General features: G+C 57.1%; 14 protein-coding genes. 8 read left to right on the top strand and 6 right to left on the bottom strand.

Annotated elements, in window-relative coordinates:
• The first annotated feature begins 109 nt into the window (after positions 1-109).
• Complete coding sequence (locus FOV68_RS06720; RefSeq protein WP_031593242.1) at positions 110-343, top strand: hypothetical protein; 234 nt, start codon at positions 110-112, stop codon at positions 341-343.
• A 4-nt stretch (positions 344-347) separates the two neighbouring features.
• Here the strand turns inward: FOV68_RS06720 and FOV68_RS06725 are convergent, their stop codons facing one another.
• Positions 348-1,277 (bottom strand): lipid kinase, encoded by a 930-nt coding sequence (locus FOV68_RS06725; RefSeq protein WP_143990528.1) that lies wholly within the window; start codon positions 1,275-1,277, stop codon positions 348-350.
• Between the two features lie 171 nt (positions 1,278-1,448).
• Between FOV68_RS06725 and FOV68_RS06730 the strand changes: the two genes are divergently transcribed.
• From FOV68_RS06730 to FOV68_RS06740, 3 genes are all read left to right on the top strand, one after another.
• A complete protein-coding gene (locus tag FOV68_RS06730) occupies positions 1,449-1,721 on the top strand; it encodes a cupin domain-containing protein (RefSeq protein WP_031593239.1) in 273 nt (90 codons plus the stop codon).
• A 12-nt stretch (positions 1,722-1,733) separates the two neighbouring features.
• A complete protein-coding gene (locus tag FOV68_RS06735; RefSeq protein ID WP_115387812.1) occupies positions 1,734-2,159 on the top strand; it encodes a DUF4186 domain-containing protein in 426 nt (141 codons plus the stop codon).
• Positions 2,160-2,297: 138 nt separating this feature from the next.
• Positions 2,298-2,615, top strand: a complete 318-nt coding sequence (locus FOV68_RS06740; protein ID WP_010259015.1) for a hypothetical protein — start codon at positions 2,298-2,300, stop codon at positions 2,613-2,615.
• A gap of 343 nt (positions 2,616-2,958) precedes the next feature.
• On the opposite strand, the gene FOV68_RS06745 is transcribed toward FOV68_RS06740, so the two are convergent.
• Entirely contained in the window at positions 2,959-4,182 is a 1,224-nt protein-coding gene (locus tag FOV68_RS06745) for an AI-2E family transporter (protein ID WP_031593237.1), read from the bottom strand.
• A 353-nt stretch (positions 4,183-4,535) separates the two neighbouring features.
• Here FOV68_RS06745 and FOV68_RS06750 point away from each other — a divergent pair, with 353 nt between their 5' ends.
• On the top strand, positions 4,536-4,865 hold the full coding sequence (locus FOV68_RS06750) for a hypothetical protein (protein ID WP_010259013.1): 330 nt from the start codon (positions 4,536-4,538) through the stop codon (positions 4,863-4,865).
• Between the two features lie 13 nt (positions 4,866-4,878).
• Here FOV68_RS06750 and FOV68_RS06755 read toward each other — a convergent pair whose 3' ends face one another.
• A complete protein-coding gene (locus FOV68_RS06755) occupies positions 4,879-8,640 on the bottom strand; it encodes an NAD(P)-binding protein (RefSeq protein WP_143990529.1) in 3,762 nt (1,253 codons plus the stop codon).
• Between the two features lie 601 nt (positions 8,641-9,241).
• Here FOV68_RS06755 and FOV68_RS06765 point away from each other — a divergent pair.
• On the top strand, positions 9,242-9,934 hold the full coding sequence (locus FOV68_RS06765) for a DUF421 domain-containing protein (protein WP_039391253.1): 693 nt from the start codon (positions 9,242-9,244) through the stop codon (positions 9,932-9,934).
• On the opposite strand, the gene FOV68_RS06770 is transcribed toward FOV68_RS06765, so the two are convergent.
• The gene (locus tag FOV68_RS06770; protein ID WP_143990530.1) at positions 9,931-10,683 is read right to left on the bottom strand and encodes a GNAT family N-acetyltransferase; all 753 of its coding nucleotides are present in this window, start codon (positions 10,681-10,683) and stop codon (positions 9,931-9,933) included. The genes FOV68_RS06765 and FOV68_RS06770 overlap by 4 nt on opposite strands.
• Positions 10,684-10,871: 188 nt before the next feature.
• Between FOV68_RS06770 and FOV68_RS06775 the strand changes: the two genes are divergently transcribed.
• The gene (locus FOV68_RS06775; protein WP_031593233.1) at positions 10,872-11,078 is read left to right on the top strand and encodes a hypothetical protein; all 207 of its coding nucleotides are present in this window, start codon (positions 10,872-10,874) and stop codon (positions 11,076-11,078) included.
• Between the two features lie 64 nt (positions 11,079-11,142).
• Here FOV68_RS06775 and FOV68_RS06780 read toward each other — a convergent pair whose 3' ends face one another.
• On the bottom strand, positions 11,143-12,336 hold the full coding sequence (locus FOV68_RS06780; RefSeq protein ID WP_010259005.1) for a zinc-dependent alcohol dehydrogenase: 1,194 nt from the start codon (positions 12,334-12,336) through the stop codon (positions 11,143-11,145).
• Positions 12,337-12,486: 150 nt separating this feature from the next.
• On the bottom strand, positions 12,487-13,077 hold the full coding sequence (locus FOV68_RS06785; protein ID WP_109653454.1) for a hypothetical protein: 591 nt from the start codon (positions 13,075-13,077) through the stop codon (positions 12,487-12,489).
• 364 nt (positions 13,078-13,441) lie between these two features.
• Between FOV68_RS06785 and FOV68_RS06790 the strand changes: the two genes are divergently transcribed.
• Positions 13,442-14,728, top strand: coding sequence for an HAAAP family serine/threonine permease (locus tag FOV68_RS06790; RefSeq protein ID WP_031593231.1), 1,287 nt, complete (start codon positions 13,442-13,444; stop codon positions 14,726-14,728).
• Positions 14,729-14,776: the final 48 nt, after the last annotated feature.

Below are 14,776 nucleotides of genomic sequence, written 5' to 3' on the forward strand. Positions count from 1 at the left end.
TTCCCTTGTAATCCTGTCGATTTCGTTCAGACTGAGTATTCCACTCATGCTTTATCATCAGAGCTGGCCTGACTATCAATCAGCGTTATGCTTTTACAGTCAGGATTCAATGAATGAATTTACGCGATTTACCTTCTACCCGGTTACCGGCTGGCATATTGGTCCCCTGAACACCCATCAGGCACTGGTAGTGAAATTCGGTTATATCGATCCCGACGCCCCGCGTGAACAGGGCCCGCAGGAGACCCTGTTTCTGGGTCTGACCCTCGACATGGCGAAAAAGCTGGTCGCCAATCTTTCCGAACACATCGATTACGCAGAAAAAAAGAGCACCCAGCACTAGTTTCTCACCGCGATTGGTTACGACGCCCACGGTCGGTCTGTTTTGCTGCGCTGTCGCCCGGTACATAAACCTGCAGAGCACTGGCGATCAAACGAAAATGCGCGGGTGTCTGACCGATAATCTCACCATCTGCATTGATGTAATGGGGACGGCGCGTCTCAATCGTCAGCTCCGTGGCGCTGAATGCCCGCACGTTACGCCAGCGACCGTGAGTGCCGCGCCGCAGAAAGGGCAGCAGCGCAATGAGCTGCCAGCTATGCTGTAGCTCCAGACTGTAGACATCCAGCAACCCATCATCCGGAGCGGCACGCTGTTCCACTGTCATGCCGCCCCCATAAAAGCGTCCATTGCCCACCGACACCTGAACCGTTTTGATCGGCGTCCGATGGCCCTGATGCACCAGCGTAGCGCTGAAGGGACGGCTCTGCCGCAGCACCCGCAAAGCCGCCAGTGCATAACCGCCCACTCCCCAGCGTTTTTTCGATTCTGCCGTGAGGTTGCGCGCCAGTTCCACCGAAAAGCCGATGCTGGAGACGTTCAGAAACAGATGCTGATTCACTTCACCCAGGTCCACTGCGCGCAGCTGCCCGTCAGCGATAATCTTTATCGCGGACTCCAGGCTGGCAGGAATGCCCAGCGTACGGGCAAAATCGTTGGCGGTGCCCAGCGGTAAAATACCCAGCGGCAGGCCGGTCTGCATCAGCCCCGGCGCGGCCGCATTAAGCGTGCCGTCGCCACCGCCGACGATCACCGCATCAACGCGATGGGCATACGCCGCGATTAATTCGCTGTAGCTGCGGGTATCATCTCTGGCCGGTTGCAGCAGGGTGAATCCGGCCTGAGCCAGCAGCGTCTGTGCGCGGCTGGCCTCGGCGCGTCCTTTGCGTGAGCGCTGATTAATCAGCAGCAGGGCAGTTTTCTCCTGTTGAGACATACTTTTGCGTTATCCCGATGTCAAAATGGCTGTAACGAGACGGCAAGTACAGCACTGGCCTGACCGGTGAACAACCCTGCTTGCGCTACTTTACGTAACCTGTTGAGTGCCATAAGCAGCGATAAAGATCGTCTACACTGCTAAGGGTCAGATCCACACTGAGGAGTTGCGATGACAGAACACGAATTCAGAAAATTGTTAGCCGAACAGGGTTTTGACGAGCCTCTGTTGATTGAGCGTGCAGCCGACGCCCAGTTTGATAATCACGTACATCCCTTTGAAGCACTGGCACTGATTCTCAGTGGTGACATCACCATCAGTACCGAACAAGGCGATACCACCTACCATCCCGGTGAGACATTTCATCTGCAGCCCAATGAACTCCATCGTGAGGCGTTCGGGTCGCAGGGCGTACGCTATCTGGCGGGACGTAAATATGAGTGACTGGCAATCAGCATGAAGGTTTCTGACGATCTGTTTACCCGGCTGGCACGCTCGCCATTCCGCCAGCGTTTTCGTCTGGGACGCGCGGAATATGATTATGCGAGCAGCAAAGGCGAGCCGGTATTGCGCCAGCACGCCGCTGAGTTTGTGGCACAGCGGCTGGCGCCTGCGCAGCCTGACAATGATGGCAAGCAGACGCCGATGCGCGGCCATCCGGTGTTTATCGCCCAGCACGCCACCGCAACCTGCTGTCGTGGCTGTCTGAGCAAGTGGCATAATATCGGACAGCACCAGCCGCTGAGCGCGGAACAGCAGGCCTATATAGTGACGGTGTTACTGCAGTGGATCACCCACCAGATGCAGCAGCCTGCACCGCCTGCTCGCATCACCCGAAGCCAGCCGAAACCGGACGACGATCCGCAACTCGCACTTTGGTAATGGACGAAAAAGCTACAACAGGCGGCTTTTTCTGGTGAAAACTGGCCCTTTTTCATTCCTGGTTTATTCTTAAATCTTTCCTGGGAACACTATGCCAGGATTAAAACCTACACGGCAACGATTCATACAGAGGGAATTATGAAGAAATCAATTATTGCACTGTCTGCTATTTTGCTGGCCTCGCCGGTATTTGCTGCTACCACCACAGACAACACCGTTGCGGAAGCGCATAAAGGCGCCGATACCGCGAAGGAAAAACTGCATCAGACCCAGAACGAAGGCAAAGAGCTGAAGCTGAAGTCTGAGCACGCCGCTGAAGGCAAAAGCGATACCACCGGCAGTAAAATCACCGAAGGTACGCAGAAAGGCTGGCACAAAACCAAAGAAGGCACTGAGAAAGGCTGGGATAAAACCAAGCAGGGTGCTGAAGATCTGAAAAACAAAGCGACTAACTAATTCGCGGTTGTTCTCAGGTTAAAAAAAAACCCACCGAAAGGTGGGTTTTTTTATGGGTGATAAAGCCGACTCGTAATGCCCCTGGCAGCAACGCATAAGCTCAACGCGCAGGGAACACGGTCAGAAGAGGAAAGCGTCCCGCGCCTGGGACAAAAACGCCGGGAGCGTTTTTGAACAACGCAAAGCGTTAGCCCGTTTACGGGCGCACCTCAGGGATGAGGTGCGTAATCGCGCGGGCCGAGCATGCCATGGATGGCGGGTTTTGCGCCTTTCCGATCTGACCGTGTTTCCTGAGCAGGCCTCGCTCTCACTGCGATACTAACCTGAGTTTGCCTGGCACGGATTAGGCTTTCTTTTCCGCTGTTTCTTTCTCCGAGGCGGCTAACGCCGCGACTTTCCTTTCCGTCTCTGCAGCCGCATCGGCGGAGGCCGCCGCCGCTTCAGCCGCAGCCTCTGCCGCGGTATCGGACTGCTTCTTACCTTCTTCGATAAACTCTTCGTCGATGGCTTCGATGTTTTCGCGGTTATCGCGTCCGGAGAGCAGGTTCCAGCAGGCGATAAACAGGGCGGCAATCACCGGACCGATAACAAAACCGTTGATGCCGTAAATCTCCATGCCGCCCAGCGTGGCGATCAGAATCAGATAGTCAGGCATTTTAGTGTCTTTGCCGACCAGCAGCGGACGCAGGATGTTATCCACCAGTCCGACAATCACTACAAAGAAGCCCACCAGGAACAGCCCTTTCCACAGTGCACCGGTGGCGAAGAAGAATATCGCCGCAGGCACCCAGATAATGGCGGAACCGACTGCCGGAATAAGAGAGAGGAAGGCCATCAGTGCGCCCCACAGCAGGCTGCCGTCGATACCGGTAAACCAGAATGCCAGCCCGCCGAGAATACCCTGAACAATACCGACCACCACCGTGCCTTTCACCGTCGCGCGCGCCACGGCCGCAAACTTCACCATCAGGTGATGCTTCACGTAGGTTGAGAGCGGCAGCGCTTCCAGGATCAGATGCACCAGATAGGAGCCATCTTTCAGCAGGAAGAACAGCAGATAAAGCATCACGCCAAAGCCGACGGTGAAGCTGAATGTCCCTTTACCGATGATAAAGGCGCTGCCTGCCACATACTGACCGCCCTTGAGGGCAAACGAGGAGAGCTTCTGCTGAATCTGTTCGGCGTTATCCAGGTTATTTTCAGCCAGATAATGTTTTGCCCAGCGCGGCAGATGCTGCAAAAGATCGGCGAAGACCGCCGGGAACTGCGCCGAATTGGTCTGCAGTTTGTGATAGACCGCATTGGTTTCAACGACCAGCGATGAGGCGATAATGGCCAGCGGTGTGAACACAATCAGACAGATACAGAACAGGGTAATCAACGCGGCCAGGCCATTTCGTTCGCCCAGTCGGACCCGCAGATACGTTTTAAGCGGATGGAAAATCACCGCCAGAATCGCCGCCCATAAAATCGGCGAGAAATAGGGCGAAAGCACCTCAAAAAAAGCGAGGGTGGCGATAGCCAGAATCAAAATGAAAAATCCGATGTTCAATCCTTTAAAACGCATGGAAAAACCTCATCTGGAACAAACTCTGATAAACCCGACGCACGAATTTTCTGTGTCTGGCTTTGCTTATGCGGCGGCCTCGTCACTGATTATCGGTCAGGCTTTGCTTTTTAAACGCTGCTGATGACAGCATCATGCTGGCTAACTGTTTGAAAGGTCTGGCAGAAGTGATGAACGGGCAATGTGCGTTCGCTGCGTGACTTCTTATAGGTAACACGCTGCAACTGACAGCAGCGCGCTGGATCCTACATTAGCGTAGCGGTTTCGACCATTATTGGTAGGTCAGAGACTCATGATCCCGGAGGATGCTGCCGATAACAGTGTTAACTGGATAAAAAAACAGGCAATGAAAAATGAGTAAACAGAGCGTTTTAATTGTGCTGCTGACGCTGGTATTAAGCGGCTGCGCCACCAAGCAGTATCCGCAGGCGTCCGCGGTCACCCCGGAAGAGACGGCGATGCTGAATTGCAGCGCGCTGGATCAGGAGCTGGTGAAAGCGCACAGCGTGCAGAGTGATATTGAGCAGACCGGCCAGTTCGATGCACTGACCGTACTGGGCTTTGTCGGGGATTTCGGGCTGGGCAATGGCATTGCGAAATACAATGCCAGCCAGAAGGCGGAGCGGCGACTGACGCAGTTACAGTCGCTGAAAGCCGCGAAGTGCAGCCAGCGGCTTTCGTAGCGACTGCGCCGGGTCAGCCGAGCGTCCGTTCGCTGACATGCTGCAGCCGGACATTTTCGGCGGCGCGTTTACCGGCAAGGAAGGCGTGATCCGAGTTGTAATATTCCCACTCGCTGTAGCGGCCTGACAGATGAATGTCCTGGGTCAGCAGCCACTGGCGGATCAGCGCCACGTTAGCGCTGCGCGCATGGTCATAGACCACGTAGGCGTAAGGCATATCCACCTCTGAGGCGCAGAGCAGCGGATCGTCCGCGGTGATCATGCCAACTCTGATGCAATCCTGACGGCAGCGCTCAATCAGCGCATCCCCCGCCAGCGGCAGCGGATTGGCCGCGTTATAGGTGATTTCGCAGGTTAAGCCGAAACCGCCCGGCGGGTTGCAGTGCGGACTCGCATTGCCCTGCACAAAGATGCGGTGAAACAGCGTATCGCCAGGATAGTAAATCCAGTGCTTTTCGGTCAGGTCGGCGCGGCCAATTCCCAGATTCACGCAGCGCACCGAGACAAACTGCAGCTGCTGCGCCGCCCGTTGCACACTCTCCGGCACTTCATCGCCCATCAGTTTAATCAGCTCCGGCAGCGGCATGGTGCTGATTAATTGCTCATAACGGTAGTGGCGACCATCCGCCAGCAGCGCGACGTGCGCCTGCGGGTAGAGGCGGGTCAGGGTGGCGTCCGTTTCCAGCGTACATTTCAGGTGCGGCAAAAAGCCGGACATCAGCGCCTGGAAGCCACCGCGCAGCGGATAGCCGAAACGGGCGTTGGGGCCAACCGGCTTCGCCAGCGGTTGCAGTGCGCCATCAATGATCTGCGCCAGGTCGGGCAGCGGTACGCGTCCGCCCAGCCATGAAGTTTCCATGTCGGTCAGCGGCACCTTCCACAGTTTCTGGTTGTAGGGCAGGGCAAAGTGACGCGCGATGCCTTTGCCCCAGGTGCGCATAATGAAGTGCTGGAAATCCTCTTCGCCTTCCACCATGCCTGTGCTGCTGCCCTCATCGGGGATCGCGCCATCTGCGCAGCAGTCCCGCCGTGCCCGCGCCCGATCCAGTGGCACCGCGGCGGCGGCCGTTTCGCCATAACGCGCCTCGATAGCGCCCAGCACGCACTCTTTTACCACCTCGACCGGCAAGCCGTGCAGCGCGGACTGGAAAGGATAGCGGGTATAAACGCCGTCGCTGTAGACCCAGGCTTCACGCGCCTGCCAGTGCAGGTTGTCACCCAGCAACATCTCATACAGCTGTAACACGTACGGGTCCTGCGAGAACATAATGTGACCGGCATAGTCGAAGGTAAAACCCTGATCGTCAATTGAGCGGCACCAGCCGCCAGGGGTGCTATTTTTCTCCAGCAGCACCGCGCCTTCGCCGTAATGATAACCGGCGCTCAGCCCGGTTGGCCCGGCTCCGATAATCAGGCAGGGCACGGCTTCACTCTCCAGCATCAATGGGGTTAACGGCGTGATATTCGCCTGTGCGCTGCCCTGGCTGGCTGGCCTTAGTGCGGGCTGACGTTGCGTCAGCGCCTGCTGGATCAGTCCATGAATCTGTTCAGCGGTGCGATCCCATGAGGTGGCGTCGACCTTTGCCTGCATCCGTCCCGCCAGCGCCAGCCGTTCTGCGGCACCGATCGCCATCGCCTGTTCACAGGCGGTAATAAATTCAGCGTGGCTCTCTGCCACCGCCACTTCCTCTGCGTAATGCCGCGCTACGTCAATAATCGCGGTACTGACAATCGGCAGCTGCGCCGCCATATACTCCAGCACCTTGGTCGGTGAGATGTAGCGCGTCGAGGCATTGATGGCAAACGGCATCAGACAGACATCCCAGCCCGCCAGAAACTGCGGCAGCGCCTGATAGGGCTGCTGTCCGAGCCAGTGAATATTGTCGCGCTGCGGCAGGCTGGCGGGATCAATTTTTACCACCGGCCCGACCATAATGATTTGCCACTCGGGGTGGCTGTCCGCCAGCGCCGCAATCAGCGGCAGGTCTATGCGCTCATCCAGCACGCCGTAATAGCCAAGACGCTGTGCCGGAATCGCATCCTGCAACGGATGACGATTGCTGCGATCGCGCGCCTGCTCAAAATGAATAGCATCGACGCTGCTGGGAAAGCAGTAAACCTGAGGATGTTTGTCACGCTTCGCTTCATAGAGGCTGGTGCCGCCGGTAAAGACCAGATCGGCGCGGGTCATCAGCGCGGATTCGCGCTGCTGCAGCTGGCGCGGCGCATTCTGAAAAGCGGAAAGCTCATCCATGCAGTCATAAATCACCAGTGACGGATTAAACGGGGTCAGCAACGGCAGCGCCATCGGCGTATAGAACCAGATCAGTGGCTGTTCATCTTCCTCCAGCAGCGGCGTCAGCAACAGCAGCAGCGGGGCGATCTGGCTGTCGTGGAAACCAGGTGCGTCGCTGTCGGTATGCGGCTGGATCACCGTGATGTTGGCGGCAGGCGCGCTCTGATGCAGGCCCTGTGGCCCCGCCTGCCAGACCGGCTCTTCGACAAACAGCACGCGATAGTGCTGTGCCAGTCGTGTCAGTAGCTGCTGCGGACGCTGAAAAACAAATCCCCAGCGTAAATGGCTGAAAACGATGAGAACAGGTGGTTTCATAGTGTGCTCCTGACAGGGGTGTTTTGAGGGCTGGATGTACTGCAAAAAGCGCTGCGCCTGACGTAATGCGTCGGCATAAGGCTGCTGTAGCTGGCGGGCATAGGGATCGGCCCCCAGCAGATCGAGATCCCACAAACCGCTGCGGGTCCAGAAAGTCGTCTCCTCCCATAAGGGACGATCGAGGATCGGATAGAGGCAGATGCCGTGCAGCTCAACGCCTGCCAGTTGCGCCTGCGCAACCTGCGCGGCGATCTCAAGGATCCAGCGACCGCGTCCGCTGCCGACGTGGCTGGTTTCCGCCAGCAGCAGTGGACGCTGATAACGCTGCCAGACCTGCTGCAGCATCCGATGCAGCGGCAGGCGTCGGCTGTCGCCCAGATGCCAGTAAAGCCGCTGGTTTGATCCCTGCTCCCACTGGTTGTCGTGGTAGTAATTCACGCCAATCAGATCGAGATAGCGTGGGGCGCCGCCCAGTTCCGGGTTACGTCTGCCGCTCAGCATGTCCCACGCCTGATACTGGGTGTCACACATTTCACGTGCCAGCACGTCGCTGGCCGGATCGGCGGGATCGGGCACGATATGGATCAGTGGATCACAGTGCAGCAGGCGGGCTCGCGGATCGGCTAGCCAGATGGCATCACAGGCTGCCAGCGTAGCGCGCACCAGCTGCTGCTTGGCGGCATCCGCCCGATCCGCCTCAGGCATCGCCTCACAGGCGAACAGCCCTACCGAGATACCCCAGCTGACAAAGGAGATCTCATTCATCGGAGAGTAGACCGGCGCCTGCTGATACCAGGGGGCCAGGAAGCGGGCGAGTGCGCCACAGAAGGCGGCGAAACGGCTGACAAAGTCGTGATCGAACAGGCTGACGCCAGCGGGCCAGCCGTAATGGCAGATTGTCCAGCTCAGCTGAATGCCCTGCTGCTCTGCGGCCTGCATCCGGGCCGCAACCGTGGAGAAGTCATAGCGGCCATCGCGCTCACATAACCGCCAGCCGACGCTTTCGCGCACTGTGCGAATGGAAAAGGGGGCCAGCGCGGCATAATCTTCTGCTGCACGCGCCTGATGCTGGTTAAGATCGTTCATCGACAGCACAAGGCCGGCAGGATTGATATGATCGGCACCTTCGTAGCCGGCCTGCCAGAAACTGGAAAAGGGCGTCATGGCATCTCCCGAAAAAAAGCAACACGCTTCCCGCTGACGAGCCGTTGTGAAACGGGTCAGGGTGTCAGGGTTTGCATTGCAGACTGATCGATCTGACCACTCTGAACGGACGGGCGATCCATGCCATAAGCCACAGACACTGAATTGCAGGCATCAGGGCCTGTCGCGGTGTGGACGAGTGAGATAGCAGGTACAGACCAGTGACGCTATCGGCAGAAAAAGGCTGGCTTCTCTGGATGTTAACGGGTTTTACGGAAGCCTTACTGGAAAGTATAGGCAGTAAGGTTTTCTTCGCAATTTATTGAAGTAAAAAGAAAAAAGCGCAGCGGTAAAAATTATCCAGCCATAAACAGGAAGTTTTAACATGCGGTTTTGCAAATGACTCGCTAAGCGCAGCGTGAACAGAGTCAGCGCCATTTTCAGCTTTGTTAACCTTTTCCTCAACATGCAGAGAGGTCAGACTCGCCTGCTTTCGCGTTACAGCTTCGCTTGCCTTTTGGCGGGCTGGCGACAAGATTTACTTATAACTGGCCTGAATCTGCGGGTCATCAACGGGTGATGCGACGATGCGCGCCCCCTAAAACAGGATGTTTTACAGACTATGTTCTCATTCGACTGGCACCGTTTCTTACTTAACGATCAACCGGCCACCTTTTTGTTTGAGGTGGTGGTACGGGTCATGATCGCCTATCTGGTGGTGTTCACCTTTCTGAAAATCTCAGGACGACGCGGTGTGCGCCAGCTGTCGCTGTTCGAGCTGGTGGTGATCCTGACGCTGGGTTCCGCGTCTGGTGATGTGACATTTTACGATGATGTGCCGGTGCTGCCGGTCATTATGGTGTTTGTAGTCCTGCTGGCGCTCTACCGCTTCACGACCTGGCTGACGGCGCACAGCCCGCGTTTTTCACGGTTTATTCAGGGCGACGTGATTACCCTGATTAAAGAGGGATTGTATGTGCTGGAGAGTCTGGATCGACTGAATATTTCCGAAGATGAGTTTTATATGGAGTTGCGCCAGAGTGGTGTGGAGCATCTGGGGCAGATCCGGCTGGCGCTGGTGGAGGTCGATGGTCAGCTCAGCCTCTACTTCTACGATGACGATGAGATGCGCGCCGGGTTAAGCGTACTGCCGCCCGAGCATCGGCAGGATTACAGCACTGTACCGGTCAGCGCGCTCTATGCCTGCACCCATTGCGGCCAGACGCAGATCATTGAGGCTGAGCAGCAGGCAGTCTGCCCGCGCTGTCAGCGACAGCGCTGGTCCGCGGCACTGACCGTGCGTCGGCTGCATTAGTCGCCAGCATCCGCTCCGTGTTCAGGACTTGTCGCGTTTGCATCAGCCGGGTTAACGTCGGCGAAGCAGGCGCTGAGCGGGCGTTTTTGCTGCCCACCGGCAGCGAAATTATCCGCACTCAGCCAGGCACTCAGGGCGCGCTGAACATCCGGCCATTCACGGTCAATAATTGATAGCCAGTCGGTATCGCGATTACGTTGTTTACGCGTCATTACCTGACGAAAACGGCCCTCAAAGCGGAACCCCAGCCGTTCTGCCGCGCGTCGTGATGCGATATTGGTTGAATCACAGCGCCACGCCACCCGCCGATAGCCGAGCGAAAAAGCTTGTTGCAGCAGCAGATAAATCGCCTCGCTGCCGATGACACTGCGCTGCATCAGCGGCGACCAGGTGACGTGGCCGATTTCAAGCGTGCCGTGTCCGGGCTCAATGCTGGCGAAGCAGACCACACCGCAGGGCTGCTGATTTGGCGAGCAGACCGTGAAGGACACCAGGGCTGCATCTGCCACTTTATCCGCAACCCAGCGCTGCATCTGCGGCAGAGAGGCGGGCCGCTCCGCGCTCAGCCAGGTCCAGTCGCGATCATCCGGTGCGAGCATAAATGCCTGCAATAGCGGTTCTGCATGATCGATGCTCAGCGGCAGGAGAAGGCAGTGCTGACCCGTGAGTGGCATACAGGATGGCCTGTTGACCGGTTGCCAGTCGGGCAGAGCCTCACCGACCGGCTGTTCAAACTGGTTGATGTTCAATAGCTTTCTCCTGAAAGAAAACGGACGGTTAGCCGGGAAACTTATGATGCCGGGCTGACTGGCTATCCTGAACTGCGGTTAAACCCGTCGCAGTTTGTTCCCGCTTACCACATAACTTTGCCTGTTACTGACAGAAAATGAAAACCCTTCGGGCAGCATAGCGGCACCATTACCAAAGAGGTGTGCGTATGAAAGTGAGGCTGGCCAGTGCATTACTGTTTTTGCTGCTATCGTTTGGTGCGTTTTCACAACAGGTGATCAGCGAAAGTCATCCCCATTCACGCAGTGCGCGAGTGCTGGAGCAGGGCAGTCAGGTGGATACGGCGGATTCGCCGGATGAACATCTGCTGGAGAGGCGGGAGTGGCGAAGCAGCCTGCAGCGCAAGCCGTTCTGAGATGAGATCCCCGGCGGAGAACGGCCGGGGAGCCAGGGTTAAGTGTTTCAGACCCGTTGTGAAATTATATTGTGGCCTGGGTCGCTGCCATGCCCGGCACCAGAATCACCTTGCGGCACTCCTCTTCGCGTTTGGCGAAAATATCGTAGCCACGCGCAGCATCTTCCAGCGGCAGATGGTGGGTCACAATCTCTTCCGGCGTCAGATGGCCCTGTTCGATCAGCTTCAGCAGATCGGGCAAATAGGCGTGTACGTGGGTCTGTCCCATCTTAAAGGTCAGTCCTTTGTCAAAGGCGTCACCAAACAGGAAGCCATGAATGAATCCGGCGTAGACGCCCGGCACGCTCACGATACCGCCACGCCGCACTGCGGCAATACACTGACGCAACGCTTTACCGCTGCTGCCCTCCAGTTTGAGATTGGTGAGCACGGTTTCGGTCATGCTGCCTTTTGCCTCGAATCCTACTGCATCAATCACCGCATCCACACCGCGATTGCCGGTGCTGTGTTCGATAATCCAGCCGGCCGGGTCATCGATCTCATCGAAGTTAATCGGGATAACACCGTAGCGCTCGCGGGCAAAGTTTAAGCGGTAGTTGTTGTGGTCAATCATATAGATCTGTTCGGCACCCTGCTGTCGGGCGCAGGCGGCACTGAGCAGGCCAACTGGTCCGGCACCGAAAATCGCCAGGCTGGAGCCGGGTTTCACCTCGGCGTTTTTCACCGCCTGCCACGCGGTGGGCAGAATGTCTGACAGGAACAGCACTTTCTCATCCGACAGCACCGACGGCACTTTAAACGGGCCGGTATTGGCTTTCGGCACCCGGACATATTCCGCCTGTCCACCGGGCACACCGCCATAGAGTTTGCTGAAACCAAACAGGGCCGCGGGCGGCGTGATGTTCTTCCGGTTCAGGATGGCACCCCGTCCGCTGTTGGTATTTTCACAGGCAGCATACTGGCTCATCAGGCAGAAAAAACAGTCGCCACAGGCGATAACAAACGGGATCACCACCCGATCGCCTTTGGCCACGGCGGTCACTGCGCTGCCTGCCTCAACCACTTCACCCATAAACTCGTGACCAAAGATATCTCCGTGCCCGGTACCGGGGATTTTGCCGCGGTAAAGGTGCAGGTCTGAACCGCAAATGGCGGTGGCGGTCACGCGCAGAATAATGTCATCTGCGGCTTCCAGACCGGGATCGGGCACGTTATCGACGCTGACTTTATGGGGGCCGTGATAAGTTAATGCTTTCATCTGTTTATCTCCTGATGATTAGGGGACGGCGGCCAGACCAGAAGGCATGGCCACGCACGGGAAAGACTCAGGAAACCTGAAATCGAAACCTGTCAGAAGTGTAGTAATCCTTTGAGAAGTAAGCAGAGCGGTGGGGCAGGCTGGCCATTTTCAGCCGGGCTGACAGGGCGGCTGCACCTGCGCTGTGGCGACCGTCACGGCTCGGGGATCGGGTTGCCAGAGAGCGAGGTCGGCAAACGCACGACGATAAACCGTGTCGATTTGTGCCGGAACCTGTTTGATGTAGTGCCAGGCATGCTCACGCGTTTCACCGGTGAGCTGCTGCAGATAGTGCCGCGCGTCGTCCAGCGTCGGGATCTGGCCTTCGACACCCGCCATGCGGGCAGGCAAAGCGGTCCAGATCAGACCTTCTATGCCTTTGGTCTTAGCCCACTCTGCCAGTGGCCCTGCGGAGGTCGCTGTCACCGTCATCATCCCGATGCCATCGATGCGACTGTCCGGAATGGCCTCACGCAGGCGCAATGCGCGGCAGGCGCTCTCAAGTGAGGCGGTATTCAGCCAGGCCCAGTACACCGGCACCGGGCTGGCATTAAGGCAGATCGCGGTCGACAGCTCACCGCCGTCAGCGATGCGCACAAACTCAATCGGTAGCTCAGGACCATCATGATGCCACTGACTGGCCACTGGCAGCGCGTCAGCTTTCCAGATTAACGATCCCCATCCGAGACAGGCAATTTTCATTCTCTTCTCCTGTGCATCTGTCGGCATGATCGCGACAGAGTCTGTTTAAGCGTAGCCCGTTGCGCTGAACCGTTACAGGGATCACCTTTTTAGGGGCGGTAAAACCGCCACAAAGATGGCATGATCGCCGCGCAGTCACTTTGCACAACCTGACGGTTTTTTCAGCAATTCATGCGTGTTTATCTGCACGGCTTGAACTTTTATCGTCAGGTAGTGTAAAAAGTGGCGCACGCAATCGATTACCTATGCACGGGCGGATCAGCGTCACGTTGACTGATCCGGTTGCAGCTGAGGCGGAGAGTGGGGCGGACATTTGCCTGCCTGACGGCTCAGGTTACTGGCGGCTTTTAAAACGGAAAATCTGATGAAAACCACGCAAACTGGCACGCTGGGCGCGCTTGAGAGTGACGTCGATACGGGATGGCGCAAAACCGACACCATGTGGATGCTGGGTTTATACGGCACGGCGATTGGGGCGGGTGTGCTGTTCCTGCCTATCAATGCCGGCGTCGGCGGGCTGATCCCGCTGATTATCATGGCGATACTGGCGTTTCCGCTGACCTTTTTTGCACACCGTGCCCTGACCCGATTCGTTCTCTCCGGTAAAAATCCGGCCGGGGATATCACCGAGGTAGTCGAGGAGCATTTTGGCGTTGGCGCGGGCAAGCTGATTACGCTGCTCTATTTCTTCGCTATCTACCCGATTCTGTTGATGTACAGCGTAGCGATCACCAACACGGTTGAGAGCCTGATGGTGAATCAGCTCGGCCTGGTGCCGCCACCGCGTGTGCTGTTGTCGCTGCTGCTGATTGTCGGACTGATGACCATTGTGCGTTTCGGCGAGAAGATGATTGTCAAAGCGATGAGCGTGCTGGTTTATCCCTTTGTGGCGGTGCTGATGCTGATGGCCTGCTATCTGATCCCGCACTGGCACGGCGCTGTGCTTTCGACTCTGAACGTTCAGCCCGCGGGCAGCAGCCTGTGGATGACGCTGTGGCTGGCGATTCCGGTGATGGTCTTCTCGTTTAATCACTCGCCGATCATCTCCTCATTCGCGCTGGCAAAGCGGGAAGAGTATGGCGATGCCGCAGAGAAAAAGTGTTCGCGCATTCTGGCCTGCTCGCACCTGATGATGGTGGTGACGGTGATGTTCTTTGTCTTCAGCTGTGTGCTGAGCCTGTCGCCTGAAGATTTACACGCCGCCAAGGCGCAGAACATCACCATTCTTTCCTATCTGGCGAACCATTTTAAGGTGCCGATGATCGCCTGGCTGGGACCGCTGATTGCCATTGTGGCGATCACGAAATCGTTTCTCGGTCACTACCTTGGCGCGCGCGAAGGATTTAACGGCATGGTTAATAAGGCGCTGCGCAGTCGCGGCAAAACCATCGCGCCCGCCAGACTGAATCGCCTGACCGCACTCTTTATGCTGCTGACGACCTGGCTGGTGGCGACGCTGGACCCCAATATTCTCGGCATGATTGAGACGCTTGGCGGGCCGGTCATTGCGATGATTCTGTTCCTGATGCCGATGTACGCTATCCAGAAGGTACCCGCGATGCGCAAGTACAGCGGTCACATCAGCAACCTGTTTGTGGTACTGATTGGACTGATAGCCATCTCCGCAATCTTCTATTCGCTGGTGAAGTAACACTTAGCACAACAGGCGCATCTCAATTCCCCTGGGATGCGCCCGCCA

It is taken from the genome of Pantoea sp. paga (genome assembly GCF_007558755.1).
GTDB lineage: Bacteria > Pseudomonadota > Gammaproteobacteria > Enterobacterales > Enterobacteriaceae > Pantoea > Pantoea agglomerans.

Coding starts and splice junctions, on each gene's coding strand:
- FOV68_RS06720 (WP_031593242.1), top strand. CDS start 110: ATGAATGAATTTACGCGATTTACCTTCTACCCGGTTACCGGCTGGCAT.
- FOV68_RS06725 (WP_143990528.1), bottom strand. CDS start 1,277: ATGTCTCAACAGGAGAAAACTGCCCTGCTGCTGATTAATCAGCGCTCA.
- FOV68_RS06730 (WP_031593239.1), top strand. CDS start 1,449: ATGACAGAACACGAATTCAGAAAATTGTTAGCCGAACAGGGTTTTGAC.
- FOV68_RS06735 (WP_115387812.1), top strand. CDS start 1,734: ATGAAGGTTTCTGACGATCTGTTTACCCGGCTGGCACGCTCGCCATTC.
- FOV68_RS06740 (WP_010259015.1), top strand. CDS start 2,298: ATGAAGAAATCAATTATTGCACTGTCTGCTATTTTGCTGGCCTCGCCG.
- FOV68_RS06745 (WP_031593237.1), bottom strand. CDS start 4,182: ATGCGTTTTAAAGGATTGAACATCGGATTTTTCATTTTGATTCTGGCT.
- FOV68_RS06750 (WP_010259013.1), top strand. CDS start 4,536: ATGAGTAAACAGAGCGTTTTAATTGTGCTGCTGACGCTGGTATTAAGC.
- FOV68_RS06755 (WP_143990529.1), bottom strand. CDS start 8,640: ATGACGCCCTTTTCCAGTTTCTGGCAGGCCGGCTACGAAGGTGCCGAT.
- FOV68_RS06765 (WP_039391253.1), top strand. CDS start 9,242: ATGTTCTCATTCGACTGGCACCGTTTCTTACTTAACGATCAACCGGCC.
- FOV68_RS06775 (WP_031593233.1), top strand. CDS start 10,872: ATGAAAGTGAGGCTGGCCAGTGCATTACTGTTTTTGCTGCTATCGTTT.
- FOV68_RS06780 (WP_010259005.1), bottom strand. CDS start 12,336: ATGAAAGCATTAACTTATCACGGCCCCCATAAAGTCAGCGTCGATAAC.
- FOV68_RS06785 (WP_109653454.1), bottom strand. CDS start 13,077: ATGAAAATTGCCTGTCTCGGATGGGGATCGTTAATCTGGAAAGCTGAC.
- FOV68_RS06790 (WP_031593231.1), top strand. CDS start 13,442: ATGAAAACCACGCAAACTGGCACGCTGGGCGCGCTTGAGAGTGACGTC.